Below are 26,651 nucleotides of genomic sequence, written 5' to 3'. Positions count from 1 at the left end.
AGATGAGCGACACCGACAGGGAGACCCAGGTCGTCTACGGCACCCGGCTGGCCTCGGCCGACCGGCTGTCGGAGGCCGCCGACGGTCTCGAACGCGCCCTCCACGCCTCTCTCGCCCGGGCCCGCAACGCGGGGAGCACCGGCGACCCGGATGACCTCAGCGAACAGTTCGACGCCGAGTTCGCCGAGCTGCCCGGTCTGGCGCGGGACGCGTACGCCGCCACGGCCAGACTCCTGCGCGAACGCGCGGACAAGGTCGGTCTGTCCGAGCGGAACTACGCGAAGGCCGAGCACGCCGACGTGGAGTCCGCCCGCCACCTGAGCACCGCCATGGAGGAGCTGTGACCTGGGAACTGCCCCCCTCGCTCCGGTGGGTGCACAGCCTGGTCGCGGACGAGGCCCACTGGCCCCGCGACGAGATGACCCGCCTCGACGGGGCCGGCGGGCTGATGGATCTCGCCGCTGCCAACCAGGGCACCCAGTCGCAGGCGGGGTCGGCCGTCGCCGGCGTTCGGGTGGCCGGCAACGTCGGCTCCGACGTCGACGTCTTCGAAGACTCGTACACCTTCGAAGAGCCGCGGATGAACGACGGGGCCCTGGCCGGCCTCATAGCGGGCGCCGCGACGACCGTCCACGTGGTGCTCAAGACCATCTGGAAATGGCTCGTCGTCATCGCCCTCATCGTGTTGCTGCTCAACCTCATCCGCGCCTTCACCCTGAACCCGGGGCTGGGCGCGCTGCTCAGCAGGCTGCGCGTCGCGGCGACGCGCAAGGAGCTCAGGGCCGCCCGGGGCCAGGTGAAGAAGAACATCGCCACCAGCGCGGTCCATCCCATCCGGACCGCGAAGGCGCTGCTGAGCGCGCTGCTGGACTTCCTGCTGGCCAGGCCGGGCACGCTGCTGCTCGCGAGCGGTACGGCGCTGCAGACGCTCTTCGTGACGGCCGGCGCGCTCGCCCTCGACCCCTTCGACGACAACCCGCAAGCGCGCCGGGACGCCGAGCGCGTGCTGGAGCAGACCCCCGAGGGCCGGGCGGCGCTCGCCTACGCCAGGGAACACGGGATCACCACCCTGTATCAGAGCGACCGCAACATGGCGTGGTCCAGCTACGACCCGCAGCTCAATGTCATCCGTATCGGCGGATCCGACACCGCCAGCCCCGAGGGCCTCGCGGGAGAGTTCGTCCGTCAGGTCACGGTCGCCAAGGACAGGTGGGACACGCAACCGGAGGGAGACAACTACGACGCCTGGAACAACGCCCGGGAGAAGGAGGAACAGGCGGCCAACGAGGCCGCGTACCGCATGGGCAGTCAACTCGGCCACGAGGAGGCGGCCCGCGAGAGGTACCTCAAGGACAACGACAACGCCTACGAGAACTACGGCTCGGGCAGCTACGAACGCGGAACCGAGTACCTGAACCAGAACGGTCTGGGGGCGGCGATCCTCGAATGGCCTTACAGAAAGGTCGAAGGACTGTTCAACGACGGCCCCCTCGACTGGAACCCGTGACCCCATGACTCCTCGCCGACCTCGTTAGTGCTCGGAGAAGCGGCCACATCCTGTCCGCTTCCCTTGAGAGGATGATCCGCAAGCGAAGCTGACGACCGGCGAAGGAGCACATCATGTCCGTACGGCATGATCCAATGACCGTACTCGACACCCGGGCACTCAACCGCGCGACGCTGGCGCGGCAGTTGCTGCTCGATCGCGCCGGCTTACCGGTGCGGGACGCCGTCGCGCATCTGTGCGGCCTGCAGGCGCAGGAGCCGCAGGAGCCGTTCGTGGGGCTCTGGTCGCGGCTGCGCGCGTTCGAGCCGGCGGCCCTCTCGGACCTGCTGACCGAGCGGCGCGTGGTGCGGACCATCCTCATGCGCCGTACCGTCCATCTCCTCACCGCGGAGGACGCGCTGGCCTGGCGCGCCCGCCACGACGCCATGCTGCGCCAGCGGATGCTCGGGGTCTACCGCCGCGAGCTCGACGGGGTGGACCTCGACGAGCTGCTGGCGGCGGGCCGGGAAGTGATGGCCGACGGGGAGCCGCGCTCGATGTCGGAGATCGGGCGGGCGGTCGCCGGCCGCTGGCCGGCGCCGGGGCCGCGTGTGCTGGGCGAGATGCTGGTCGCCGCCCTCATCCCGATGGTGCAGCTGCCGCCGCGCGGGTTGTGGCGGACGAAGGCGGGCGTAAGCAACGTGCCGCTGTCCTCCTGGCTCGGGCGCGAGATCGACCCGCCCGCCCCGAACGGCTCGGACCCGGTCGGCGAGGCGCTGGTGCGGCGCTACCTGGCCGCCTACGGCCCGGCGGCCTCGGCCGACCTGCGCGCCTGGTGCGGCCTGGCCGGGCTCCCGGGCGCGGTGGCCGCCGTACGCCACGAGCTCGTCTCCTTCCGCGACGAGCGCGGCCGGGAGCTGCTGGACCTGCCCGACGCGCCGCGCCCCCACGCCGACACGCCCGCGCCGGTACGGTTCCTGCCCGCCTTCGACAACGCGATCCTCGGCTACCACGACCGCGGCCGGATCATCGACGACGCCCACCGCGGCCTGTCGGTCGCCGGCGCCCGGGTGGTCCTGGTCGACGGCCGGGTGGCCGCGACCTGGACAGTCGAGGCCGGCACGGTGGCCGTCACCCCGCTGGGCCGGCTGTCCCGGGCCGACCGGGACGAGGTTGCCGAGCAGGGGCGGGAGCTGGCGGCGTTCCTCTCCGACCAGGACAGCCACGGGGTGCGGATCGACGACTGAGGTCTGTGTAAACTCCTGGGATGCCGTCCTCCCTCGGGCGAAGTACGCTCCGTGGCACGTGGGGCACCGTCCTGCTGCCGTTACGAGACGACGACTCGATCGACTTCGCCCGCCTCGCCGACGAGATGGACGTGCTGGCCGGGGCCGGCCTCGACGGCCTCTACGCCCACGGCACGGCCGGTGAGTTCCACGAGCTCACCGACGAGGAGTACGTGCGGGTCAACGAGGTGCTCGCGGGGCGCAGCGGCGGCCTGCCGTACCAGATCGGCGCGAGTCACATGAGCGCCGCCACGACGCTGCGCCGGGTCGGGCTGGCCCGTGGGCTGGAACCGGCGGCCATCCAGGTGACCCTGCCCGACTGGGTGCCGATGTCGCGCGACGAGGTGCTGGGGTTCGTCGAACGGGTCGCCGAGGTGGCCGCTCCGGTCCCGCTCGTGCTGTACAACCCACCGCATGCCAAGACCCGCCTCGGGCCCGGCGACTTCGCCGCGCTCGCCGCCGGGGTGCCGGCGTTGATCGGGGTGAAGGTGGCCTCGTGGGAGGCGGTCGGGGAGTCGGAGCTCGCGGTGTTCGTGGCCGGCCATCAGTACGCCGGCGGGGCGCGGCAGGGGGCGAAGGGGTCGTACTCCAACATCGCGGCGTTCAGTCCCCGGGGCGCAATGGCCTGGCAGCGGCTCATGGGGGCCGACCCCGACGCGGCGCTCGACGTCGAACGGCGCATCGCCGCGTTCTTCGCGGCGCACGTGGAGCCGCTGGTCAGGCAGGGATACGCGAATCCCGCGCTGGACAAGTTCCTGGCGCACGTCGGAGGGTGGGCCGACATCGGCACCCGAGTGCGCTGGCCGTACCGCTCCGTCGACGCCGCCCACGCCGCGGCCCTGCGCCCCGCGGCCCGTCGCGACCTGCCCGAGCTGTTCCCGTAGGACTCAAAGAAGGCGGGCGGGCCTCCGGCTCAGCCGACGAGGCCGGGACGGGGTGTGAGGGCGACGGCCAGTTCGGCGAAGGCGGTGGCCGTGGGGAGGGGGTCGGCGGGCAGGGCGAGGAGGATGGTGCGTTCGGCGGCCGGGTCCAGCGGGATCGCGTGCACGCCCGGGCGGTGGGCGGGCAGCGACAGTTCGGGGACGATGCTCACCCCGAGCCCTTCGGCGACCATGGCCAGGATGCTGTTGGTGTCGCGCACGCGGTAGTGGCATTTCAGGATCGCCCCCGCCGCCCGCGCGAGCGCCGTGATCAGCGGCTCGCAGCCGCCCGTGGACATGATGAACGGGTGCCGGGACAGTTCGGCCACCGGCACCGAGTCGCGGACGCCCAGCTCGTGGCCGCTGGGCAGGACGGCCAGCATGCGGTCGGCGGCGAACGGCCGCGCCACGGCGTCGGCGGGGATCGCGGCGGCCCCGGCTGACACGGTCGCGATGTCCGCCGCCCCCGTTTCGAGCCATTCCAGTACCTCGTCGTCCGAGCCCTCCATCACCGTGAGCCGCACCTGCGGACAGGCCTCCCCGAACCGCCGCAGGATCGGCGGCAGCAGCCGGACGTTGGCGCTGGGGATGACCCCGACGCGCAGGGTGCCGCGATCGTGTTTCCGGGCCGCGGCCACCTCCTGCTCCAGCGCTTCCACCTGGGTGAGGATGAGCGTGGCGCGGCGGCACACGGCACGCCCGGCCGCCGTCAGGCTCACCCCGTGGTTGCCCCGCACCAGCAGCGCGACCCCGAGCTCGCTCTCCAGGGCGCGCAGCGCGTGGCTGACGGCGGACTGGGTGGTGGCCAGTTCCTCGGCGGCCCGGGTCATGTTGCCGGTCCGGGCCACCGCCTGCAGGATCCTCAACTGGGTGAACGTCACAGCGCCGCCCGCAGCAGGCCGACGACCAGGGGGTGCGGGGCGCCGGGACGCGAGCGGGCCTGCGGCACGAACAGCGTCGCCACGTAGTAGGGGTGGCCGGGGATCTCCAGCACCCGGGCCTCGCCGTCGCCGTCCGCGCCGGTGACCGCGAAGCCGCCGTCGTGCAGGGTCCCCTGCCGGCGAGGGTCGAGGCCGAAGTTGCAGTAGTACTGCTCCTCGACCTCGGCCCGCCCGTACAGCGCGGCCACCCGGGAGCCGGGGACCAGGGTGACAGGCATGGTCCTGCCCGCCAGGGAGCAGGTCAGCTCCGACACGAACAGGGTGGAGGCGTACGGGTCGTACTCGGCGTGCTGGGCGTCGGCATGGCCGAGCACGTGGCGGGCGTACTCGATGATCATGTGCTGGCAGCCGCCGCACGTCCCCAGGGTGGGCACGCCGTGCTCGCGGCCGTGCCGCAGCGCGGCGAGGGCGCCGCGCAGGCTCCGGTACGGGCTGCCGGGCGCGCACCACAACACGTCGGCGGCCTTGACCTCGGCCAGGTCGGATTCGAGCGGTTCGGTGGCCAGCCAGCGCACGTCCACCCCGATGCCGAGGTGCGCGGCGGCGTGGCGCAGCGCGTCGTCGGTGGCCACGTGCGGGGGAAACGCGGGGTCGCGGTCGCCGATGACCGCGACGCGCAGAGATCGGTCCATGGCCCTCACTATGCGAGAGCCCTGCCCTGAACGCCAATGCCGGACCACGCGTACGCCATGAGCGATCGCTCATGTCCACCTGGGCACCGACGTGCTGTTTCGCCGTTCTGACTCGCGGCCGGGCGCCCCGGCGGGCGCCGCGGACACCCGGCCGGGCGTCACTTGCTGTGGCGGATCGCCGCCCGTACGGCGGTGTAGATGACGACCCAGAGCACCGCCATGGAGATGAGGAGTTGGATGACGATTTCGACGACACCGAAGCCGGCCATGCCCGCACCGTACGGGGCCGTGGTTGCGGATCTGTTGAGGATCGGTTGAACCGGCGTCCGTGGACAGGCAGAAAACCGCCGCCACCCATATGCGTCGCATATCAATCACACCAAAGGCGATTCACGCCGCGGATTGCCAGGAAACAGGGCGGAAACCCACCCTTGACAGACCTGACAGCGTGCCCATAACCTCCCCGTGTTTATATCGATTTAATACGGCGGAGGCCGAGACGATGAGACCCCCCGGCGGCTTCCGCCGCGCCCTCACCACCGCCCTGGCAGCGCTCCTCGCCCTGCCGCTGGCGGCGTTACCCGCCGCCGCGGAGCCGTACGGCCGGATCCGGCTCGAACGCCTCGACCGCGGGCTGGTCGCGGCCACGACCGGCGACGGGGTGTACCTGAGCTGGCGTCTGCTCGGCAGCGAGGTGACCGGGCACGGCGCGACCGGCATGACGGGCGCCGACTTCAAGGTCTACAGGGACGGCCGCCCCATCGCGACCGTCACCGACAGCACCAACTACCTCGACCGCGGCGCGACGGCGGGCTCCGAGTACCGCGTGGCCCCGATCGTCAAGGGCAGGGAGGGCCGCCACAGCTCCGCGGCCACGCCTTGGGATAAATCGTTTTACGACCTGCCGTTGAAGAAGCCGGCCGACGGCGTCACCCCGGCCGGGGAGGCGTACACGTACGCGGCCAACGACGTGAGCGTCGGCGACGTGGACGGCGACGGCCAGTACGAGTACGTCGTCAAATGGGACCCCTCCAACTCCAAGGACGTCTCCCAGCGCGGCTACACCGGCAGCACCTACATCGACACCTACGAGCTCGACGGCACCCTGCGCTGGCGGCTCGACCTGGGCGTGAACATCCGCTCCGGCGCCCACTACACCCAGTTCCTGGTCTACGACCTCGACGGCGACGGCCGTTCGGAGATGATGCTGAAGACCGCCCCCGGCACGAAGGCCATCCGCTACGGGGCGGACGGCCGGGTCGCCTCCGAGCATTACGTCACCATGCCGCGCCAGGACGTCAAAGCCGGATATTCGCACCGCGACGACTATCGCAAGAGCGCCGCGGACTATTTCGACTATCTCATCGAGACTTTCGCGAAATGGCAGGAGCATCCCGAGGTGGTCGCCGGGCGCTGGCCCAAGACCCTGGAGGAGGCCTTCGGCATCGAGCCGACCAACCGGTATCCGCTCTCCCATGAGGACGCCGTCGAGCTCGCCACGTACTTCGTCGACGTCTACGCGCCCAAGCGCAGCGGCAACAACCGGCTGCGGGAGTTCGCCGGATTCGTCATCACCGGTCCTGAATACCTGACGGTGTTCGACGGCGGCTCCGGCCGGGAGCTGCAGACGATCCCGTACAAGCCGGGACGCGGCGACGACGGGCTGCTGTGGGGCGACTACGCGATGGCCAGGATCGAGCCGGGCAACCGGGTGGACCGGTTCCTGTCGTCGGTCGCCTACCTCGACGGCCGCCGCCCTTCGGCGATCTTCGCCCGCGGCTACTACACCCGCACCACGCTCGTGGCCTACGACTGGGACGGCCGGCGGCTGAAGGAGGTCTGGTACGTCGACAGCGGCCACGTGCCGATGTCCAACCCGTTCAACGGCGCGCCGCACGGCGTCCCGGGCAGCAACCCGAAATATGCCGACCTGACCACGCAGGGCTTCCACTCGATGAGCGTGGCCGACGTGGACGCCGACGGCCGTCAGGAGATCGTCTACGGCTCGGCGACTATCGACGACGACGGCGATCTGCTGTACTCCTCGTTCGCGACGGCGCCGCCGCAGAGCAACGTGCCGGGGCAGAACGTCCGGCTCGGTCACGGCGACGCCATGCACGTCGGTGACTTCGACCCCGATCGTCCCGGCCTGGAGATCTGGACGGTGCACGAGGGGGGCCCGTACGCCCCGTACGGATGGGCGCTGCGCGACGCGGCCACCGGCGAGGTGATCCACGGCGGCTACAGCGGCGTCGACACCGGCCGCGGCATGGTCGGCGACATCGACCCGGCGGTCCGCGGCGTGGAGACCTGGTCCTCGATGCCGCCGAACCAGGCGATCGAGGCCGGACTGTGGTCGGCGCGCGGCGACTACCTGGGCCGCTCCACGCCCAGCACGAACATGAGCATCCGCTGGGCGGCCGACATGACGACCCAGCTCGTCAACGGCACCGCCACCACGGTCCTGCAGACGCCGACGATCGACGACTGGAAGCGCGGCACGCTGCTGACCGCCGAGGGCACGCTGGCCAACAACTGGACGAAGGGCAACCCCGGGCTGGTCGCGGACGTGTTCGGCGACTGGCGGGAGGAGCTGCTGGTCCGTACGGCCGACAGCGGCGCGCTGCGGATCTACCTCAGCACCGAGGTGACCGGGCGCAAGCTCTACACCCTCATGCACGACCCGCAGTACCGGGTGGAGGTGGCCAGGCAGCAGACGGGCTACAACCAGCCGGCGTACCCGAGCTTCTACTTCGGCTCGGACATCGACTGGTCCCGCGTCCCCCTGCCCCGTCCGCGGTGACGCCGCTCGGCCCCCGGCCGGGCCTGGCCGGGGCGCCGCCGGTACGCGTGCTGGTGGGTGAGCGGCGACATGTGAGCGTGGATCGGGCCCTGCGTTTCCTGGGCGTCGGGCGGGCGTCGCTGACCGTCGTACCGTCCGACTCCTGGGCGCGCATGGACGTGGCCCGGCTGCGTGAGCTGCTCGGAGAGGGCCCGGCGATCGTCTGCGCGCAGGCCGGCGAGATCAACACCGGCGCCTTCGACGAGCTGGACGCCGTCGCCGACCTCACCACGCGGGCCTTCGCCGATGCGTTCATCCGTGTCACCGCCCCGCGAGCCCGACAGCGCGCTATGTAAAAGATTCTAGACATGAAGTCTGCGCTGCTTTACATTCGATGCATGGCATCCGAAGAGAGAAGCGCGTGGGTCATGCTGGTGGTCTCGGTCTGCGGCTATGGGGCGTACCTCGCGGTCATCCTGAGCCGGGCGCGCACCATCCCCCTCACCGACGTGCCGTACGTGGCTCCGCTGTTATGGAGTGTCGGCGGCGCGATCGTGGGGTCGATCCTGCTGGTGATCGTGGTCAGCATGTTCGCGCCCGGCGACGCCGGTAAGAAGGACCAGCGCGACCGGGAGATCTACCGGTACGGCGAGTACGCCGGCCAGTCGTTCCTCGTCGCCGGCGCCATCGCGGCGCTCCTGATGGCGATGGCCGAGCTGGACCACTTCTGGATCGCCAACACGCTCTACCTGGCGTTCGTCCTGCAGGCCGTGCTCAGCTCGATCGTCAAGATCGTCGCCTACCGGCGGGGGCTGCCGTCATGGTGAAGTCCACGAAGGTCACGAACTCGATCCGCGCGCTGCGGTTCGCGCACGGCGAGATGACGCAGGCGGAGCTGGCCGACCGGGTCGGGGTGACCAGGCAGACCATCATCGCCATCGAGCAGGGCCGCTACTCGCCGTCCCTCGAGATGGCCTTTCAGGTCGCGCACGTGTTCGGCGTGCCGCTCGACGACGTGTTCCAGTATCCACACGGTGAACAGGAGAAGTGACGTGAAAGCCATCATTCGGGACGCGTACGGCCCGGCCGACGTCCTGCGGCTGGGAGAGGTGGACAAGCCGGTGCCCGGCGATGACGACGTGTTGTTACGCGTCCACGCGGCCGGCGTCGACATGGGCGTCTGGCATCTCTTGGAGGGGGTGCCGTACCTCATGCGCCCCGCCATCGGCTTCCGCAAGCCCAGGAATCCCCTGATCGGCAACGACATCGCGGGGGAGGTCGAGGCGGTCGGCGCCGACGTCACCAGGTTCAAGCCCGGCGACCGCGTGTTCGGCACGTGCGACGCCGCTTTCGCCGAGTTCGTGCGCACGCCGCAGGACAGGCTCGTGCCGATCCCGGAGAACCTCACGTTCGAGCAGGCAGCGGCGCTGCCGACGTCCGGGATGACCGCGCTGACGGCGCTGCGTGACGCGGGGAAGGTGCGTCCCGGGCAGCAGGTGCTGGTCATCGGCGCCGGCGGGGGCGTGGGGACGTTCGCGGTGCAGCTGGCCAAGGCCTTCGACGCGGAAGTCACCGGCGTGTGCAGCACGTCCAAGGTGGAGCTCGTCCGGTCGATCGGCGCGGACGACATCGTGGACTATACGGTCGAGGATTTCGCGGACGGCAAGCGCCGCTACGACCTCATCATCGACATGGCGAGCAACCGCTCGCTGTCACACCTGCGGCGGGCACTCACCCCGCGCGGTACGTTCGTCATCGTCGGCGGGGAGGAGGGCGGCCGGTGGCTGGCGGGAATGGACCGGCTGCTCCGTGCGGTCCTGCTGGGCCCGTTCGTCCGCCACCGGCCGAGGGTCGTCTTCGCCTTCCCCAAGCTGGAGCTGCTTGAGACGCTGGCCAAGCTCGCGGAGCAGGGCAAGATCACGCCGGTTGTGAGCAAGACATTCCCGTTGAGGGAGACACCCGAGGCCGTCCGCGAGCTCGCGAAGGGCCACGCGCGCGGGAAGATGGTCATAACCGTCAAATGACGTTCACCGTGCAACGGACTCCGGGGCAACTCCACAACAAGCGCCCCGCCGGCCCTGGGAAATTTCCATGCCGGTGACATACCTCCGCTATACCGCACGTCCCTAGGTTTCTCTCATCTCAGAAACCACACTAGATAGGGGCCAATCCATGCGCGGAGCAAAACAGCTCGGCATCCTCGCCGCCGTCACGATCAGCACCAGCGCTCTGCTGGGGGGAGTCGCGGCTGCCGCTGATGAGATCCCAGAGGACGCGGCCGTCGCCAGCTCCGAAGTGGACGTCATCTCTTCCAGGGAAACGACCATGCCGGATACGAAGGGCACGGGCGTTCCGGCGATCAAGTGCAAGACGTACCAGACCACCAGAACAGCGAAGAATGCCTTCGGGTCGACGCAGTTCAAGTTCCATCAGAAGGTGACCTGGTGCTACAACGGCAAGAAGATCACGTCCGCGTCATCGAAGGCGTGGGCGGACAGCCTCGCAAGTGGGTGGAACTACAAGGGCGTCCAGTCCACGGAAACCTCCGGCGGGGCTGGAAAGGCCTCCTACACCGCTTGGCGGCAGGGCAAGTTCTGCCTCGTCGTCCCCGGCACCGGCGAGCGCTGCATTTCGGAGAAGCGGCCCTGGATTGAACAGAAGGTCACGAAGACCGGCGGCGCCTCGTCCTCGGGGGGCATGTGATCGGCGGGCGTGGGAACACCAGGTCGGTATTGCCGGCCAGCGGCAGCCCTGAACGTCTCTCACATGCCTGAAGGACTGCGGGAACCCTGGATACTCGTGAAGGCATGTGAGAGATCAGCAAACCTGCCTCACGAGGTCGTTCGAAGTGAGCGGACGCGTCAGCCCTCCCGGACTGGGAGGAGCCGCGGATGCGGCGGGCGTCGGACCGGTTGCCGGACGGCCGGTGGCAGGTGCGCGCGGAGGGCGTCTCAGAGAGCACCCCGGTGCCCCTCTGATGGAAACAGGGCCTTTCCCGCAACCTGGCAGCGCCAGTAGGCCCTCACTTCTGGATCGAACGGCACCTCCCGACCGCTGACCTGGGAGGTTCCGGCCCCCGTGGAGGGCACATGGGGAGAGCCAGGAGCTGAACGTCGGCGGCCGGCTCAGCCGGAGGCCGGCCGTCCTGGTTGTGGCGAGGTAGTGGTGCAACGCGCGGCGGGTGGCGGCCGCCCGATCGCTCTCCTGGACGATGTCGTCGGCTTGTTCGCGGGCGTAGAGGCGGACGAGGTCGTGCATCCGGTAGCGGCCCGGTCCCGCCGATTCGAGCAGCCGGGCATCCAGGAGGCGGTCCAGCGTGGCCTCCACCGTGCGCTTCACCGACGCGGCGCTCCTCACCCGCCGCGCCCGGCGATGAGCGGACCCGGCGGCCAGTTCGGCACCCAGGCGCCATAAGGGGTCTCGTCTGAGAAAGTTACGCATTTCGCGGAACCCACGGCAGAAACACTCGTACGTGCCATTCTTAATGCCATAACTCCGGCACGGCCAAGAAGAACACCACTCGGGAGTAAATGGAACCTTACGCCTACGGGCGGGGGCTGAGCGGGAGGCAGAGGACGAGACGAGCCCCGTGGGTTCCGGGAGCGGGGTCCTGGGCTGTCAGGGTGCCGCCGTGGCTCTCGGCGATCAGGCGGGCGATCGGCAGCCCGAGCCCGAACCCGCCGGCGTCCCTGCTGCGCGCGCTGTCCAGCCGGGCGAATCGTTCGAAGACGGCCGCACGCCGGTCCGGCGGGATGCCGTCCCCGTCGTCGGCGACCTCCAGCACCGCCGTGCCCGAGGCGAACCCGCCGTCCTGCGCACCGAGCTCGTACTCGCGCCGGACGACGAGGGTGATCGTGCTGTCGGCGTGGCGCTCGGCGTTGTCAAGCAGCCTGGTAACCAGTTCGCGCAGCCGCGACGGCTGGCCGGTGACGAGGACGTCCGGCGCCAGGTGGTCGACGACGGTCTTGGTCCAGGGCCGGCTGCTCTGCGCCATCGACGCGATCTCCGCCAGGTCCACCAGCTGGAGTGGTTCGCCCGCGCCGCGGTCCAGCCCGCTGAGCAGCAGCAGGCCGGAGGCGATCGCTTCCAGCCGCTCCACGCTGGACAGCACGGCGTTCGACAGCGTGGGCACATCGGTGTCCTCGGGCGCTATCAGCGCGTCCTCGATCTGGACCCGCATGGCGGCCAGCGGGGTGCGCAGTTCGTGGGAGGCGTCGGTGCTGAAGCGCCGCTGCTCCTCCAGCGCCCGCTCCAGCCGGTTCAAGTACTGGTTGACGGTGCCGGCCAGGTAGTGGATCTCGTCCTTCGCCTCAGGGACCGGCACTCGGGCGCTGAGGTCGGCGTTGCGGATGTCGTCGAGGCGTCGTTGGATGTGGGCCACCGGCGCGAGGGAGCGGGCCACGATGTGCCGCGCCCCCAGCGCGGCACCGCCGGTCAGCAGCACCGTCATGCCGACGAGCAGCGGCAGGAGCCCCGGGTGGACGTAGAACGGCACCGTCGGCGCCGCGGTGTAGACGGTCCAGTCGCCGTCGCTGCGATGCACCCGCTGCGCGACCACGACGTCGCACGTGCCGGAGAACACGGTCCCGCAGATCACCGTGCTGGCCGTGCGCCGCGGCGGCTCCGGCACCAGCCGGGTCATCGCGGGCTTGCCCCGCAGGTCGTCGCTGGCGGCGACGACCTTTCCGTGAGAGTCGACCACCTGGACGGGGCGGATGAGGTCGCGCGGGATGGCGGGCAGCGGATCCACAGGGTCACCGCGCTCGACGTAGTACGCGGTCACTTCCCCATCTGCCGTCACTTCGTCGATGAGGCCCAGCGTGGCCGCGTGATGGGCCACGTTCAGCAGCACCACGGAGAAGACGCCGCAGAGCAGGCAGACCGCCACGCCCGTGAAGAGCGCCAGACGGGTCCGCATGCTCATTCCGTTGCCTAGTCTCACGTTCAGTCCCCGTGTTCCTCCCCCGCACAGGTTCTCCTTGCCGATGGCCGGTGTGCCAATCGCCCAGCTCGGCAACTGTTCTTCCAGGTGCGGCGGCGCCGGCGACCTGACGCCGGGGGCCAGGGCATTCCTGGAAAGGCACCGACAAGCAGCGCTGCGACAGAGTAAAGGTTCCATTTCTCCGAGCGGTTTCGACGACCGCTAGAAGGAGAGCGAAAATGCCGGGGCTTTCCCGAGCGGCCGGCCTGGGCCGGCCGCTCGGACGGTCACCTGGTCACGACGGCCGGATCCGGTAGGCCCGGATGATCGTCTGCTCCGCCGTGTTGCCCGCCCGGTCCACCGCTCGGGCGCGCAGGGACACGTACCCGTCGCCGGCCGGGTGGCGCAGGACGGCCGCCGACCCGTGGATCGCGGCCTCGGCCCAGGTGGCGCCGTCGTCGTAGGAGACCTCCACCGACAGCCGCCTGACGGGACGGGCGGTGCTTCCCTCCAGCGGCTGAACGGTCACCGGCACCGTGAAGCGCCGCCCGGACGGGGCGGAGTTCTCGGCGTCGAGGGCGGGGCCGAAGCGCACGACCGACACGGGCAGCCGCGCGGGCGTGTCGCCCGCGACGTGCCCGGACCGGAACGTCCACACGCCGGACACGCGCGTGGACAGCGTCGCGGGTGCTCCGCGTTGGCTCTCGACGACGAGCCGGTAGGCGGCCTCCCCCGCCGGTACGGTGAAGCTCGTCCTGATCTCCGGCTGCTCGCCCACGAGGGCGCCGTCACGGTACAGGGCGGTCCGCTGCGTGGCCCGGGTGGAGTTGCCGAGCGACCCTCGGCCGTCGCCGTACATGAGCAGGTCGGTCGAGATGACGTCGCCGGCGCGGCTGACGCCGCTCAGGTCCTCCGCGTCCGCCCAGGGCAGCGCGGGCGAGAAGACGCCGCGGTTCCAGAGCTCCGTGTACGCCCGACCGGGCCGGTAGGCCGTGAAGGGCGAGTCGAACCGGTTGAGCCGGCCGTCGGAGCCGTACTCGAACAGGAGCCGCTGCCAACGGATGCCGTCGTCGGTGTTGACGTACTCGACCTGCTCGAACGGCGTGCCGAACGTGGTGGGAGCCAGGAAGGCGAAGACGCTGCCGTCGCGCGGCCAGGCACGGCTGTACCTGTTGGCCTCCGCGTCGGGCAGGTGGCGGGCGATCCCGGTCCGGACGGCGGCCAGATCGCGCTGCGCCACGCGCCGCTCGAACCCGTCGACCATGCCCCCGGAGTGGAACCAGGTCAGATGGTAGACGTACGGGCTGCCGACCCGGGCGGCGGCCCACAGGCCGGCGACCTTGGTACGCACGCCCGGATAGGCCCGGGCGGGGCCCAGCTGAGCGGTGAAGGTGTCCTCGTAGGAGCCGCCGATCCAGCCCCAGACACGCGACGTGCCGTTGGCCACCCGGTACTGGTAGACGATCTCGGCCTGCAGCGGGACGGCGTCCGCGCGGGGAGGCGTCAGTGAGATCGGCCGGCCCAGCCGCGCGTCGGCCTCCACGGTCTGCGACCGGTCCAGGTCGAGCCCCGGGTGAACGAGGAGCGTCCTGCTCCGGCCGTCGCGGATGGAGGTCCTGATCAGCCATCTGCCCTTGGGCAGCCGCAGGGTGACGGGCCCCTCGGGGTTCTCCAGGTCGATCGGGGTCTGGTCGGCGTCCAGGCGGTACAGCGTCGTGTACGCCTCGGTGGCCGGCCCGCCGTTCCTGCCGGTGAACCTGAGGGTGAGGTCGTAGCTCTCCTTCTCCTTGTCGACCCCGACCGGCGTGCTGAGGACCAGGTCGCCGTCGCCGGTCGCGACGACGTGCCCGCTGAGGAAGCCGTCGGGCCCGCCGACGCGGGTGTCGGAGGTGACGGTGGCCTCGGCCTGCCCGCCCGCGGGGACGGTCAGCGTGGCCGGTGTGACGCTGAAGGACCTGTCGCCGCGTACCTCCAGGCGGAGGGTCAGCGGCTGCTGCCGGTGGTTGCGGTAGACGATCTTCTTGCCGGCCGGCTGGTCGTCGTCGTGCGGCCACGCCTGCCGTCCGAAGCCGAGGCCGGGAGGTTCGGCGGTGAGGGCCTGGCTCGTGCCGCGGCCGGCGTCGACGAGACCTGCGCCCTGCGCGAAGACCCCGATGCCCGGCAGCGGCCGGGCGGTGCCCATGAGGGCCGCCTTGAGCGTGCCGCCCTGCCAGTCCGGATGCGCCCCGGCCAGCAGCGCCGCGACGCCGGTGACGTGCGGGGTGGCCATGGAGGTGCCGGACATGGCGACGTAGGAGCCGTCGCCGGGGCTGTCCTTGCCGCGGGCCGCGGTGATGTCCACGCCGGGGGCGGTGATGTCCGGTTTGAGGCCGTCGTCGCCGACGCGCGGCCCGCGGCTCGCGAAGTCGGCCTGCTCGCCGGACTTGGTGACGGCGCCGACCGCGAGCGCGGCGTCAGCGCTGGCGGGCGAGCCGAGCGTGCGATCGCCCCCGGAGTTGCCGGCCGCCACCACGAACAGGGTGCCGTGACGCTCGCTGAGCGTCCGCACGGCCTCCTCCAGCGGGTCGAGCGCGGGGGTGTCCGGGCCGCCGATGCTCATGTTGACGACTCTCGCGCCCTGCTCGACGGCCCACTGCATGCCCGCCAGGATGGCCGAGTCCGTGCACCAGGTCGACTCGCACACCTTGCCGTCCAGCAGCGTCACCCCGGGGGCGACGCCACGGTACCTGCCGTCCGAGGCGGCGCCGCTGCCCGCGATGGTGGAGGCCACGTGCGTGCCGTGCCCGATCACGTCGCGTTCGTCCTGGGCCTCGGTGAAGTCGGCCCGGGCCGCGACCCGCCCGGCGAGGTCGGGATGGGTCGCGTCGATCCCCGTGTCCAGCACCGCCACCTTGACACCCTGGCCGGTGTGCCCGCGCTCCCACGCCTGCGGCGCGCCGACCTGCTTGACGCTCACGTCGAGCGAGACGCGCCGACGCCCGTCGAGCCAGATCCTGCCCGTGCCGCCCGCGAGCGCCTGCCACGTCCGCGCGGCCTCGCCCCTGCGCTGCCGTACGGCGAAGCCCCGCACCGCGCCCAGCGGCCTGAACCCGCTCATCGCGCGGACGGCCGGCGCGGGACCGGCGGCCCCGGTGACGAGCAGCGGGAGCTCCTCGCGGCCGTCGTCGTATCCGAGCTCCAGCAGCCCGGTCACGTCGAACAGCCGGGGGTCCAGCCGCCCGGCCTGGACCAGCGGCGCGGCGTCGCCGGGTAAGACGCGCAGCCGCCCCCGCGCCTCGTCGGTGAGGAAGGTGACCTTCTCCCGGCCCTCCCCCGGCTCGACGATCGCGCTCGTCGGGCCGGTCACGGTCACCTTGTCGCCGGTGACCAGCGTGACCGTCCGCACGCCGGTCTGTTCTCCGGCCTGCTCTCCGGCCCGTTCTCCGGCTTGCGCGACCGCCGGTGGCGGGACGGTCAGGGCCGCGGCGAGCACGGCGACGCCGGCCCACCTTGTCGTTGTCCGCACGCAGTTCTCCGATCATCGGGGAAACGTCACTACGTACTGGCCGGTGATCGGGAGTTGTTACCGTCAGCATGCCGCCGGTGCGAGGAGAGGTCCGGCTCGATGGGGAAATAGGCGTCCATGCCGCGACGCCCAGTGCCCGGCCTCGGTCGTGAGCCGCTGACTGCCCGGTCCTTGACCCTTTCGGCCCTGCTCGGGACCGTGCGATTCCCGCGGTCGGAGCCGATCTTGGGCGGCGACCGGCCTCTCAGGGCTTGTCGTCGGTCCAGCCCGCCTTGATCAGCGCGGTGGAGTTCCACATCGTGCCGGGCTCGAAGCCGGCCTGGAGGCCGCGTGGCTTCACCGCGACGTACTCGCTCGCCAGGGCCTGCCCGGTCGCCTCGTCGATGATCAGCCGGTGCTCCGCGACGCCGCCGCCGAGGGTCGGCTCGTCGATCGCCACGGCCGTGCCGGTGCGCCCCTCGGCGTCCGTGACGTCCTCGATGACCCGTACGTCGTCGAGCTCGGCCAGCATGCGGAACGCGGCGCCGCGCACCTCGGGCGTCACCGGCATGTCCATGATCAACCCCGCGCTGACCGCGAACAGCCACGCGTCACCCGACATCGGCACGTCGGTGTCCTGCCCCTTCCAGGCCAGGAGCCGTTTCTTGAGTTTGCCCGGGTCGCCCGGCAGGTGGCGCAGGTCTTTCATGGTGACGTTGCGGCCCAGCCAGAACACCTTGTCCCCGTCGGTCAGCGGGCTGTGGCCGGTCCTGGCCCGGCCCGGCGACGTCTTCAGGACCATGGGCTTGGGCTTCCCCGGGACCGTGACCTCGATGGAGGCGGGCGATCCGGCACGTTCCCACGCCTGCCGGTCCGCCTCGGTGGCCGGGCGGGCTCCGAGGGACTGCTGGCGGCCCCACTGCTCCTGGCCGGCACCGGTGGCGCTGGGCGTCCAGCCTTCGCTCCGCTGCTGGTCGAGAACCCGGTAGTCGCCCTTGGCCGCGGCGAACAGGGTCCGGCGCACCGACACGGTGTGCCAGTACCCGCCCGTGCCCTCCGGTTGCCGCTCCGCCCTCGCGGCCGCGGCCAGCAGCACCTCCCGGGCCGACAGCGTCACCGTCTGCCGGGTGCTCGACGGCTTGTCGGGGGCTCGCGGCGGGGACGCCGTGCCGTTCATCGAGACGACCACGGCCACCGCGGTGACGGCCGCAGCGGCTCCGGCGAGCCCCAGGCTCCATACGGGCCGCGCGGGCCTGCGCCGGCGACGGACCGGCCGGGGCTGCGCCATGGCGCGGGAGAGCTCGGCGGTCCTGGTGCGGGGGTCGATCGGCCGGTCTCCGAGGTGGGCGGGCCGGGCTGCCCTGAGTTCGTCGATGGGGTTCATGACCACTCCTCGTTGAGGTTCCGGACGTGGGGCACGGGCTCGCGCCGGGGGCCGGCGTCGGTGGCCTCCATGGCCTGCTTGAGCCGTTTGCGCGCGCGATGCAGCCGTACGCGGAACGCCGCCGACGAGCAGCCGACGACCCGCGCGCCCTCCTTCGGCGACAGCCCGTGCCAGGCGACCAGGACGAGGATCTCCCGATCGTCCTCGGGCACGGCGGCCAGCGCGCGCAGCACGCCCATCCGCTCGGTCACGTGATCGGCCACGTCGCCCTCGGCCCAGGCCCGCAGCTCCGCCGTGATCGCCTCGCGGCGCACCTCGGCGCGCACGTTGTCGCGCAGGACGTTCCTGGCGACGCCCAGCAACCACGGCAGCGCCGGATCGGGCACGTCCTCCAGCCGCCGCCAGGCGATCGCGAAGGTCTCGCTCACCACCTCGTCCGCCACCTGGCGGCCCGCGCGGCTCACCACGTAGGCCCACACCCGTTGTCGGCATTCGTCGTACATGCCGGTGAACCGGTGCTCATCATCTGACACCGCCCAGCCCCTTCGTTCGGGATGCGTTCTTCTGACACCACGAAGTGGCCGCGACGCTCCCGTTGTTACACGTCGAGGGCCTCGAAGATTCCGGACGGTCCCTTCAGCTGATCGGGACGGTGAGACGGCGGCTGGTGGGCGGCGGCTCCTTGCGCTCGCCGAGGAGGGTCATGAGCTGGTCCATGGCCACCTGGCCGAGCTTCTCGCCGTCCACGTCGATCGCGGGGACGTCGCTCAGGCCCAGGCTGTCGACGATCATGCGCTCCGAGCTGACCACGACATCGCGGATTCCGCGGCTGAGCAGGGCGAACATGAGGCCGAGGCCGATCGAGGTCGCGTACGGGACCACGGCGGTGGCGCGGGCGGCCACCACGGCCTCCGCCGTCTCCACCCCGGCGGCGAACGTCGAGGGGTAGGGGCCGAGCATGGTCAGCGTCGCGCCGCTCGACTCCGCCGCGGCGCGGATGGCCGCCTGGCGCTGGCGATCCTGCCAGGAGCCCGCCGGGCCGCCGACGTACACGATGCGCTCGTGGCCCTTCTCGGCGAACCAGCCGACGAGCGAGCCGAAGGCGGTCGCCGTGTCGGCGACCGCCGAGGTCATGCCCTCGATCTCGCGGTCGATGAGCACGGTCGGCTTGAACGACGCGGCGGCGCGGACGATCTCGTCGGAGCCTCGGGGCGCGGTGAGCAGGAAGCCGTCGACCTGATGCGCGAGTTGCTCGACCGCGGCGAGCTGGGCCGCGTGCTCCAGGGAGTGCACCGCGATGGTCAGCTGCATGCCCGAGTCGGCCGCGCGTGCCTGGGCGCCGCCGATGATCGGGGTGAAGAAGGTGTTGTCGAGCGTGGGCACCACCACGGCGACCACTCCGGTCCGCCCGCGGGCAAGCTGGGTGGCTGCCCGGTTGGGGACGAATCCCAGCTGCTCAGCGGCTGCGCGGACGCGGGCCACCGTTTCCGGGGCGGCCAGGTCCGGCCGGCCCAGGGCGCGGGAGGCCGTCGTCTTGGAAACCCCGGCCAGCGCGGCGACGTCCGCGAGTGTTGGCAATGATCCTCCTTGGGTCGTTTACCGGGAATTCACATGGGGGTTTGTGCGCGAGGCCGCTCATAATCTATGGTCAGGCTCCTGGAACCGGTTCCGCAACCGGTTCCAACAAGCGTACGCCACGGAGAAAGGACGCCGACATCTCCCGCAAATCGGCCCTTCTGCTGGTGCCTGGTCTCGTCCTTCTCGTGGCGGGTTTCCTCATCCCCTCCGCCGCGATGCTCTTCGCGCCGCCGGACGTGCCGACCAGCGAGATCTTCGCGCGCCTGGGCAAGATGCTCACCGATCCCTACGACCTGGAGGTGATCGGGCGCACGGTCGGGCTGGCCCTGGCTGTCACGATCATCTGCGTCGTCCTCGGCTTTCCCATCGCCTACTGGCTCGCCCGCTCGCCGTCCCGCTGGAGCGGCGTCTTCCTGGCAGTGGCGATCTTCCCATTGATGCTGAGCAACGTGGTGCGGACGTTCGGCTGGCTGGTGATCCTCGGCTCCAAGGGGGCGCTCGGCCGGCTGCTCGTCCAGCTTGGCATCGTCGACGTGGCGCCGCAGCTGCTCTACACCAAGCCGGCGATCGTCCTCGGCCTCACCCAGCTGTTCCTGCCGCTGGCGATCATCTCCTGCTACTCCGCCGTCGCCCAGGTCGACCCCGGCCTGGACGACGCCTCGCGCGGGCTCGGCGCGGGCAGGATCCGCACGATGTGGAACGTCGTCATCCCGCTGACCATGCCGGGCATCGTGGTGGCCGCCACCCTGGTCTTCGCGGGGTCCGTCACCGCCTACACCACGCCTTATCTGCTCGGCGGGTCCAGCCAGCGGATGTTGTCCACCCAGCTGTTCAACTACGCGAGCACCACGCTCGACTGGGCCTCCGCCTCGGCGACGGCGCTCATCATGACGGTCCTGGTCTTCCTGGTCTCCGGGCTGTCCTCGCTGATCGGGCGGAAGGGGGCCACCTCATGAAGCGGCCCATCACGGCGGCACTCGCGGTCATCGGCTACGTCATCATGATCGTGCCGATCATCTTCGTGGTCGCCACCGCCTTCACCGCCGGAAGCACCCTGAGGTTTCCGCCCGACGGGATCTCGCTGCGCTGGTTCGGCGAGGCGCTCGGCTACGAGCCGTTCATCGAGGCCGCGATCTCCAGCCTGGAGCTCGCCGTGCTCGCCGGCGCGCTCGCGCTGCTGATCGGCGTGCCGGTCACGCTCGCCGTCCATCGTGGCAAGCTGCCCGGCAAGGGCCTGGTCGAGGGGCTGTTCCTGTCGCCGCTCATCGTCCCCGAGCTGGTCGTCGGCCTCGCGCTGTTCCAGCAGCTGATGGTCGGCCTGGGCCTGGACAACTTCAGCACCCTGCTGGTCGGGCACACCGCGCTGATGCTCCCCTACGCGGTACGCGTGACCGGCGCCTCGCTCGCCCTGGCCGACCCTGTGCTGGAGGAGGCCGCCCGGGGTCTGGGCGCCTCGCCGCTGCGCGCGTTCTTCAACGTGACGTTGCCCGTCCTGCGTCCGGGGATCTTCTCCGCCGGGCTGCTCAGCGTGGTCACGTCCTTCAACAACGTGCCGCTGTCGCTGCTGCTGCAGGGACGCGACTTCCGGACGCTGCCGGTGACGATGCTCGACTACGTGCAGCAGTCCTATGACCCGATGGTCGCCGCCGCTTCCACCCTCATCCTGGCCGCCACCGTGGTCATCGCGGTGATCGCCGAGCGCACGGTCGGATTCGCCAAGATCTTCGGAGGGATCAGCCAATGACCGCCGCCGCCGAGTTGATCGGAGTCACCCAGAGGTTCGGCTCCTTCACCGCCGTCGATCAGATCGACCTCGCCGTACCGGCCGGGAGGCTGACGACGCTGCTGGGCCCGAGCGGCTGCGGCAAGACCACCACGCTCAGGATGATCGCGGGCTACTCGGCGCCGACGTCGGGGACGATCCGCATCGACGGGGTCGACAGCACGCGCATGCCGCCGGAGAAGCGGGATCTGGGGATGGTCTTCCAGTCGTACGCGCTGTTCCCGCACATGACGGTGGCCGACAACGTCGGTTACGGGCTCAAGCTGCGCAAGGTGCCGTCCGCGGAAAGACGGTCGCGGGTCATGGAGACGCTCGACCTCGTCGGGCTCGCGCACCTGGCCGGCCGCAAGCCGAAGAAGCTCTCCGGCGGGCAGCAGCAGCGGGTGGCGCTGGCCAGGGCGATCGCGATCAGGCCCAAGCTCCTGCTGCTCGACGAGCCGCTGTCCAACCTCGACGCCCGCCTGCGCGTCCAGATGCGCGCCGAGATCAGGCGCATCCAGGCCGAGACCAGGCTGACCGTCATCCTCGTCACCCATGACCAGGACGAGGCGCTGGAGATGTCCGACGAGATGGTCATCATGAACGAGGGCAGGATCGTGCAGCAGGGCTCTCCCCAGGAGGTCTTCCCCCGTCCGGCCGACCGCTTCGTCGCCGAGTTCCTCGGCTACGAGAACTTCCTCACCGCGGCCGACGGCACCCCTCTGACCATCAGGCCCGAGCATCTGCGCATCGCCGAGAACGGCCCCGGCCTCGACGCGAAGGTCGTCGACGTGGCCTTCCGCGGCGTCGACCTGCTGGTCTCGCTCGACGTGGTCGACCCGTCGGGCGAGACCGTCCGGCTGCTCGCCGACGTGCGCGGCGGCCAGGCCCCGACACCCGGATCGAGCGTCACGGTGCTCGCGCCGGACGACCGTCTGGTCTCACTCCCCCGCTGAAAGAAGGAACGCTCCCATGCCCACACGCCGTGCCGTACTGGCCGCTGCCCTGACGGTCCTCGCCGCAGCCGGATGCTCCGCCTCCGGCTCGGGCTCCGATGCGAAGCAGGCCGATCAGAACACCATCGTCGTCAGCACCTTCCCCTTCGGCGTGAAGGAGTTCGAGCAGGCGGTCGTGGCTCCGTTCACCAAGCAGACGGGGATCAAGGTCGAGCTGGACACCGGATCCAACGCCGACCGGCTGTCGAAGCTGAAGCTCGCCAAGGGCAAGCCGGAGGCGGACGTGGTGCTGATCTCCGACTACTTCGCCGCGCTCGGGCAGAAGGAGGGCCTCTTCCAGAAGGTCGACGTGCCCAACATGAAGACGCTCGCGCCGTTCGCGACCGAGGGCACCTACGAGGGGCCGGCGTACACGCACCAGCTCAACGGGATCATCTACAACACCGGCAAGCTCAGCCGGCAGCAGGCCGCCGACTGGGAGCTGTTCGCGAACGCGGCGAACAAGGGGAAGGTCGCGCTGCCCGACATCTCGGTGACCGCCGGACAACTGATGATCTCGGGGGTGGGCGAGTCGTACGGCAAGGGCCCCTACGACATCGACACCTCGCTGAAGACCCTGGCCGGCTGGGCGCCGAACATCCTGCAGTTCTACACCTCCTCGACCGAGGTCACGAACCTGCTGACCCAGGGCGAGATCGTCGCCGCCGACGCGCTGAGCGGCTTCGCCACCAAGCTCGTCACCTCGGGCGAGCCGATCGCCTGGACGGCTCCCGCCAAGGGCCGCTACATGGCCACCAACCGGGCGATGATCCCCAAGGGCGCGCGCAACCAGCAGGGAGCGGCGAAGTTCATCGACTACATGCTGTCGGCCGAGGCGCAGAGCGCCATGGCGAAGGCCGTCGGTGACCTGCCCACGAACCCGAAGGCCGAGATCCCCGCCGACGTCGCCAAGGTGACGGGCGAGGCGGCGAAGGACCCCGTGGCCGCCGGGTTCAAGACCCTCGACCCCGCCCAGCTCGTCGACACCCGCGCCACCTGGGTCGACCGCTTCACCCGCGAGGTGGCCGGCAAGTGAACCTTGACCTGATGCCCAAGGTCGACCTGCACTGCCACCTCATCGGCACCGTACGCGCCTCGACCTTCGCCGAGCTGGCCAGGCGGGAGCGGCTCGACCTGCCCGACACGCCCGAGCGGATCTACGCGGACGTGAACTCGCGGCCGCCGGACCCGGCGCTCTACCTGAACACCCGGATCCCGGTGCCGCAGGGCACGAGCGCGGACGAGCCCGCGGTCTCCTACTCGCTGTTCCAGGTGTCCTCGTGGGTTCTCCAGGTCCTGCGCGACGCCGACGATCTCACCAGGATCACCTACGAGGCGTTCGAGGAGGCCCACCGGACCAGCGCGACCAGGCATCTCGAGGTCTCCTTCGACGCGCTGACCGAGCATCAGGAGAAGCTCGGCTACGCCACGGTGGTCGAGGCGTACGCCGAGGGCATCAGGATGGCGGAGCGCGACTTCGGCATGTCGGGCCGGCTCATCGCGGCCGTCGACCGGAGCACGTCGGGCGAGGAGGCGCTCTCCTGGGTACGCACGGTCGTGGACCACCCGCACGACTACGTGGCGGGGATCGGGCTGGACAACCTGGAGACCGCCGGGCCGCCCGAGCGGTTCGAGGCCGCCTTCCGGCTCGCCGGAGAGGCCGGGCTGCGCCGCACCGCCCACTCCTCCGAGCACGCGCCCGTCGCCGTCAACACGCTCACCTGCCTCGACGTGCTCGGGTGCGACCGGATCGACCACGGCTACTTCGTGCTCCAGGACGACGAGGTCGTCGCCAGGGTCAGGGACGAGCAGATCCCGTTCACCGTCATCTCGACCACCTCGCGGCGCTCGTGGCGGCCGTGGCGGCGGGCCTCGATCGCGGCGATGATCGAGGCCGGGCTCAACGTCATCCCCGCTTCCGACGACCCCGGGATGTTCCCGACGTCGCTGGCGGAGGAGTACCGGATCCTCTCCGATCAGCTCGGCGTACCGGATGAGCGGTTGCGGGCGATGGCGCTGGCCGGGGTGGAGGCGTGCTGGCTGCCCGAGCCCGAGAAGGACGCGCTGCGCAAGCGCTTCGAGAGCGAGCTCGCGGAGTAGGCATGTCTCAGAGGTGCGCCACCGCGGTGTGGGCGTGGCCGCGGCTGCCGCCGAGCTCCACCTTGACCGCGCCCTTGGACCTGCGCACGCTGCGGTCGTTCTCCTTGACCGATTTCACCCGCCAGGGCAGCTTGATCCGCACCTCGTCGGCGGTCCTGGACGGGTCGGAGACCGCGAGCCGTACCCGCTCGCTGTCACGGTGGAGCAGCAGCGCGCAGGGGCCGTCGGCGGCGAGCGGCCCGTCCGCGGTCTCGACGGTCCCCGCGCGCCAGAAGACGGCGGCGACCACGTTGTCGCGGGAGATGGCCTGCACGGCTCCGGAGTTGGCGAGGATCTCGACCCGGCCGCGGTAGGCCGCGGTCTGCGTGACGGAGGCGTCGGGCAGCACGGCGTACGCGTAGCGCGCCCTGCGCGGATCGACGCCGTGGTCGATGAGGATCGTCGTGTAGTGCCTGGTGATGGCGGTCTTGTCGCCTCCGGTGGTGGCGCCCTTGTCGATGTCCCGCCAGCGGCCGGTGCGCTTCTTGCGGATCACCTTCGCGTCGGCGCCGCCGAGCACCGCGTAGCCGGCCACGCCGGACAGGTGGACCCAGCCGTCGCCCTGAGTCAGGGGCGGATGCGTGTCGTGGGTGTTGCGGTTCTCCACGATGGTCTCGACGCGGCGGCCGTCGGAGGCGGTGATGCCGGTGCCGAGGGCGATCACCGCGTCATCGAGGAGGAACCACGCCTTCTTGGCCCGCAACGAGGAGCCGTCGGCGATCAGCTTCATGGCCGCCACGCCGTACTCGCCGTCGAGTGCCACGCCGCCCGCCCACGGGGTGGGCGGTAAGCGCCGCTTGCCGTGCCGGAGATCGGCGCGTCTGCGGGTGTCGACCGTCGTGCCCGGCAGCCGGTACGGGTCGATCGTGGGCCACAGCTCGTCGTTCCAGTGGGTGAGGTCGCCGGTGTAGAGGTAGGTCATGCCGTCGCCGGTGTGCCAGCCGTGCAGGTTCTCCCGGTTCATGGCCTCGGCCGCGCCGATCCGCTCCGAGCTCATCGCGATCGCGTAGGCCCAGGTGGGGCGGCGGTGCACGACCCGGTCCATGTCGGCGAAGACGTACGTGCCCGTCATGCGCGGGCCGACCGGCACCGACGGGTCCGCCAGCAGGGCCCTGGCCTCCGCGATGCTCGGCAGCGGCGCGAGCGTGTCGTAGGGGATGGCCTGGTTGCGGGTGAGCCAGCCCTTCACCAGCGGACGCCAGCGCTGGGCATAGCGCTCGGGCGCCGCCTCCAGCAGGTTGAGAACGGCCTCGACCGTCTTCTGCCCCGAGTGGTAGTCGCGGTGGCCCTGCACCGAGATCTGCCGGCCGCGTACGCAGTCCATCATCAGCCCGTCGAAGACGAACGGGATGAACGAGCGATCCACGATGTCGAAGACGTTCCCGATCCCGGTGATCTCCCACGGTGACCTCGCGAGCATGGCGATCAGCTTGGCCACGCTCTCCAGGTAGTCCACGCCGTAGCTGCCGTTGTAGGGGTACACGTCGTGCTGGATGAACGACCCGTCGCGGTAGAACCCGTCGCCCGGCCCCCTGGTCGGCCGCAGCAGGTCGGAGACCGCGTCCCTGGCCCGCTTGATCAGGCGCGCGTCGTGGGTGAGCAGTCCGCGCATCGCCACCGCCATGGCCTTGCCCGCCCGGTTGGCGCCGGTCTCGACGACGCCGGGGTGGCTGACGCGGCGCTCCGGGTCGGGGCACCAGCGGCGTAACGGGCGCAGCCAGCGCACGAGGCGGTCCTTGGGCAGGCCGTCGTACAGCAGGGCGCAGGTGTCGGTCAGCGCGCGGGGGACGCCGATCTCCCACCAGTACCAGTTGCTGCCCCGCCGGTCGAGCCCCTCGTGGTAGGCGTGCTCGTACAGGAAGTCCAGCGCGCTGACCGCGGTCTCGGCGACCTGCCCGTCCCGGTGCATGGCGGTGCCCGGCGTGGCCCAGCCCAGCGCCAGCGTGCGCATGCGGTTGTAGGCGCGGTTGAAGTTGCCCGTGCTGGGGTCCGCGAGCGGCAGGTCGGGCCACAGGCTCGGGCGGCCGGGGGTGGGCTTCAGCTTGCGCAGCACCGCGTAGGCCGAGCCCTCGACCGCCTGCGTCTTGTCGGTGTAGGCGGCGTTGTACGACCCGCCGGCCAGCATGCTCACCCACCGCTCACGCGCGGCGTCGAACGCGGCGGCGCCGACCGCCTCGGCCGGCCTCTCCCACAGGGCGAGGCCGGCTACGGCCGCGGCACCCAGCAGGGCGGACCGCCGGCTGAGGGGGTGGTGGGTCATGAACGCCTTTCCGCTGATCGGGCAAATCTCAGATGAAAGGATCATATGTCGAGGTGGTGCGGGTCCGGTGCGCCCGCAAGG

23 protein-coding genes are annotated in these 26,651 nt (G+C 70.9%); 15 read left to right on the top strand and 8 right to left on the bottom strand.

Going from position 1 to position 26,651, the window contains the following annotated elements; genetic code table 11:
* Window positions 1–2: 2 nt before the first annotated feature.
* The 4 genes from ACIBQ1_RS27305 to ACIBQ1_RS27290 all read left to right on the top strand — a co-directional run bounded on the left by ACIBQ1_RS27305 (window position 3) and on the right by ACIBQ1_RS27290 (window position 3,656).
* Entirely contained in the window at window positions 3–344 is a 342-nt protein-coding gene (locus ACIBQ1_RS27305) for a hypothetical protein (protein ID WP_397281833.1), read from the top strand.
* Window positions 341–1,507, top strand: coding sequence for a hypothetical protein (locus ACIBQ1_RS27300; protein WP_397281832.1), 1,167 nt, complete (start codon window positions 341–343; stop codon window positions 1,505–1,507). Before ACIBQ1_RS27305 ends, ACIBQ1_RS27300 begins: the two co-directional genes overlap by 4 nt.
* 134 nt (window positions 1,508–1,641) lie before the next feature.
* Window positions 1,642–2,733: a winged helix DNA-binding domain-containing protein gene (locus tag ACIBQ1_RS27295; RefSeq protein ID WP_397282005.1), complete on the top strand. Its 1,092-nt coding sequence runs from the start codon at window positions 1,642–1,644 to the stop codon at window positions 2,731–2,733.
* 20 nt (window positions 2,734–2,753) lie between these two features.
* Window positions 2,754–3,656 carry a dihydrodipicolinate synthase family protein gene (locus tag ACIBQ1_RS27290; RefSeq protein WP_397281830.1) on the top strand — a complete coding sequence of 301 codons (903 nt, stop codon included), beginning with the start codon at window positions 2,754–2,756 and terminating at the stop codon, window positions 3,654–3,656.
* 29 nt (window positions 3,657–3,685) lie between these two features.
* On the opposite strand, the gene ACIBQ1_RS27285 is transcribed toward ACIBQ1_RS27290, so the two are convergent.
* Window positions 3,686–4,558, bottom strand: coding sequence for a LysR family transcriptional regulator (locus tag ACIBQ1_RS27285; RefSeq protein ID WP_397281828.1), 873 nt, complete (start codon window positions 4,556–4,558; stop codon window positions 3,686–3,688).
* Between the two features lie 11 nt (window positions 4,559–4,569).
* Window positions 4,570–5,265, bottom strand: coding sequence for a hypothetical protein (locus tag ACIBQ1_RS27280; RefSeq protein ID WP_397281825.1), 696 nt, complete (start codon window positions 5,263–5,265; stop codon window positions 4,570–4,572).
* Between the two features lie 502 nt (window positions 5,266–5,767).
* Between ACIBQ1_RS27280 and ACIBQ1_RS27275 the strand changes: the two genes are divergently transcribed.
* From ACIBQ1_RS27275 to ACIBQ1_RS27250, 6 genes are all read left to right on the top strand, one after another.
* A complete protein-coding gene (locus ACIBQ1_RS27275; protein ID WP_397281824.1) occupies window positions 5,768–8,068 on the top strand; it encodes a rhamnogalacturonan lyase in 2,301 nt (766 codons plus the stop codon).
* Entirely contained in the window at window positions 8,065–8,403 is a 339-nt protein-coding gene (locus tag ACIBQ1_RS27270) for a hypothetical protein (RefSeq protein ID WP_397281823.1), read from the top strand. Before ACIBQ1_RS27275 ends, ACIBQ1_RS27270 begins: the two co-directional genes overlap by 4 nt.
* Before the next feature lie 42 nt (window positions 8,404–8,445).
* The gene (locus ACIBQ1_RS27265) at window positions 8,446–8,874 is read left to right on the top strand and encodes a hypothetical protein (protein WP_397281822.1); all 429 of its coding nucleotides are present in this window, start codon (window positions 8,446–8,448) and stop codon (window positions 8,872–8,874) included.
* Window positions 8,868–9,098: a helix-turn-helix transcriptional regulator gene (locus ACIBQ1_RS27260; protein ID WP_397281821.1), complete on the top strand. Its 231-nt coding sequence runs from the start codon at window positions 8,868–8,870 to the stop codon at window positions 9,096–9,098. Before ACIBQ1_RS27265 ends, ACIBQ1_RS27260 begins: the two co-directional genes overlap by 7 nt.
* Before the next feature lies 1 nt (window position 9,099).
* Window positions 9,100–10,071, top strand: a complete 972-nt coding sequence (locus ACIBQ1_RS27255; RefSeq protein ID WP_397281819.1) for an NAD(P)-dependent alcohol dehydrogenase — start codon at window positions 9,100–9,102, stop codon at window positions 10,069–10,071.
* A gap of 148 nt (window positions 10,072–10,219) precedes the next feature.
* On the top strand, window positions 10,220–10,750 hold the full coding sequence (locus tag ACIBQ1_RS27250; RefSeq protein WP_397281818.1) for a hypothetical protein: 531 nt from the start codon (window positions 10,220–10,222) through the stop codon (window positions 10,748–10,750).
* A gap of 841 nt (window positions 10,751–11,591) precedes the next feature.
* On the opposite strand, the gene ACIBQ1_RS27245 is transcribed toward ACIBQ1_RS27250, so the two are convergent.
* The 5 genes from ACIBQ1_RS27245 to ACIBQ1_RS27225 form a co-directional block, all read right to left on the bottom strand.
* Window positions 11,592–12,965, bottom strand: a complete 1,374-nt coding sequence (locus ACIBQ1_RS27245) for a sensor histidine kinase (RefSeq protein ID WP_397281816.1) — start codon at window positions 12,963–12,965, stop codon at window positions 11,592–11,594.
* Between the two features lie 298 nt (window positions 12,966–13,263).
* Window positions 13,264–16,473, bottom strand: a complete 3,210-nt coding sequence (locus tag ACIBQ1_RS27240; RefSeq protein ID WP_397281814.1) for a S8 family serine peptidase — start codon at window positions 16,471–16,473, stop codon at window positions 13,264–13,266.
* 244 nt (window positions 16,474–16,717) lie between these two features.
* Window positions 16,718–17,836 carry a CU044_5270 family protein gene (locus ACIBQ1_RS27235; protein WP_397281813.1) on the bottom strand — a complete coding sequence of 373 codons (1,119 nt, stop codon included), beginning with the start codon at window positions 17,834–17,836 and terminating at the stop codon, window positions 16,718–16,720.
* Window positions 17,833–18,369, bottom strand: coding sequence for an RNA polymerase sigma factor (locus ACIBQ1_RS27230; RefSeq protein ID WP_397281811.1), 537 nt, complete (start codon window positions 18,367–18,369; stop codon window positions 17,833–17,835). The genes ACIBQ1_RS27235 and ACIBQ1_RS27230 overlap by 4 nt, the downstream gene beginning before the upstream one ends.
* A gap of 103 nt (window positions 18,370–18,472) precedes the next feature.
* Window positions 18,473–19,414 carry a LacI family DNA-binding transcriptional regulator gene (locus tag ACIBQ1_RS27225; protein ID WP_397281808.1) on the bottom strand — a complete coding sequence of 314 codons (942 nt, stop codon included), beginning with the start codon at window positions 19,412–19,414 and terminating at the stop codon, window positions 18,473–18,475.
* A gap of 185 nt (window positions 19,415–19,599) precedes the next feature.
* Between ACIBQ1_RS27225 and ACIBQ1_RS27220 the strand changes: the two genes are divergently transcribed.
* The 5 genes from ACIBQ1_RS27220 to ACIBQ1_RS27200 are packed head-to-tail and all read left to right on the top strand — an operon-like array spanning window position 19,600 to window position 24,271.
* Complete coding sequence (locus ACIBQ1_RS27220; RefSeq protein WP_397281806.1) at window positions 19,600–20,370, top strand: ABC transporter permease; 771 nt, start codon at window positions 19,600–19,602, stop codon at window positions 20,368–20,370.
* A complete protein-coding gene (locus ACIBQ1_RS27215) occupies window positions 20,367–21,158 on the top strand; it encodes an ABC transporter permease (protein ID WP_397281804.1) in 792 nt (263 codons plus the stop codon). The genes ACIBQ1_RS27220 and ACIBQ1_RS27215 overlap by 4 nt, the downstream gene beginning before the upstream one ends.
* Window positions 21,155–22,132 (top strand): ABC transporter ATP-binding protein, encoded by a 978-nt coding sequence (locus tag ACIBQ1_RS27210; protein WP_397281803.1) that lies wholly within the window; start codon window positions 21,155–21,157, stop codon window positions 22,130–22,132. The genes ACIBQ1_RS27215 and ACIBQ1_RS27210 overlap by 4 nt, the downstream gene beginning before the upstream one ends.
* A gap of 16 nt (window positions 22,133–22,148) precedes the next feature.
* Window positions 22,149–23,207 (top strand): ABC transporter substrate-binding protein, encoded by a 1,059-nt coding sequence (locus ACIBQ1_RS27205; protein WP_397281801.1) that lies wholly within the window; start codon window positions 22,149–22,151, stop codon window positions 23,205–23,207.
* Window positions 23,204–24,271 (top strand): adenosine deaminase, encoded by a 1,068-nt coding sequence (locus ACIBQ1_RS27200; RefSeq protein ID WP_397281799.1) that lies wholly within the window; start codon window positions 23,204–23,206, stop codon window positions 24,269–24,271. The genes ACIBQ1_RS27205 and ACIBQ1_RS27200 overlap by 4 nt, the downstream gene beginning before the upstream one ends.
* A gap of 7 nt (window positions 24,272–24,278) precedes the next feature.
* On the opposite strand, the gene ACIBQ1_RS27195 is transcribed toward ACIBQ1_RS27200, so the two are convergent.
* Window positions 24,279–26,570 carry a polysaccharide lyase 8 family protein gene (locus tag ACIBQ1_RS27195; protein ID WP_397281797.1) on the bottom strand — a complete coding sequence of 764 codons (2,292 nt, stop codon included), beginning with the start codon at window positions 26,568–26,570 and terminating at the stop codon, window positions 24,279–24,281.
* Between the last annotated feature and the right edge of the window lie 81 nt (window positions 26,571–26,651).

It is taken from the genome of Nonomuraea sp. NPDC050153 (genome assembly GCF_044460125.1).
Classification (GTDB): Bacteria; Actinomycetota; Actinomycetes; order Streptosporangiales; family Streptosporangiaceae; genus Nonomuraea.
Note: the sequence above shows the minus strand (reverse complement) of the source record. Positions and strands in the feature narration are given on the sequence as shown.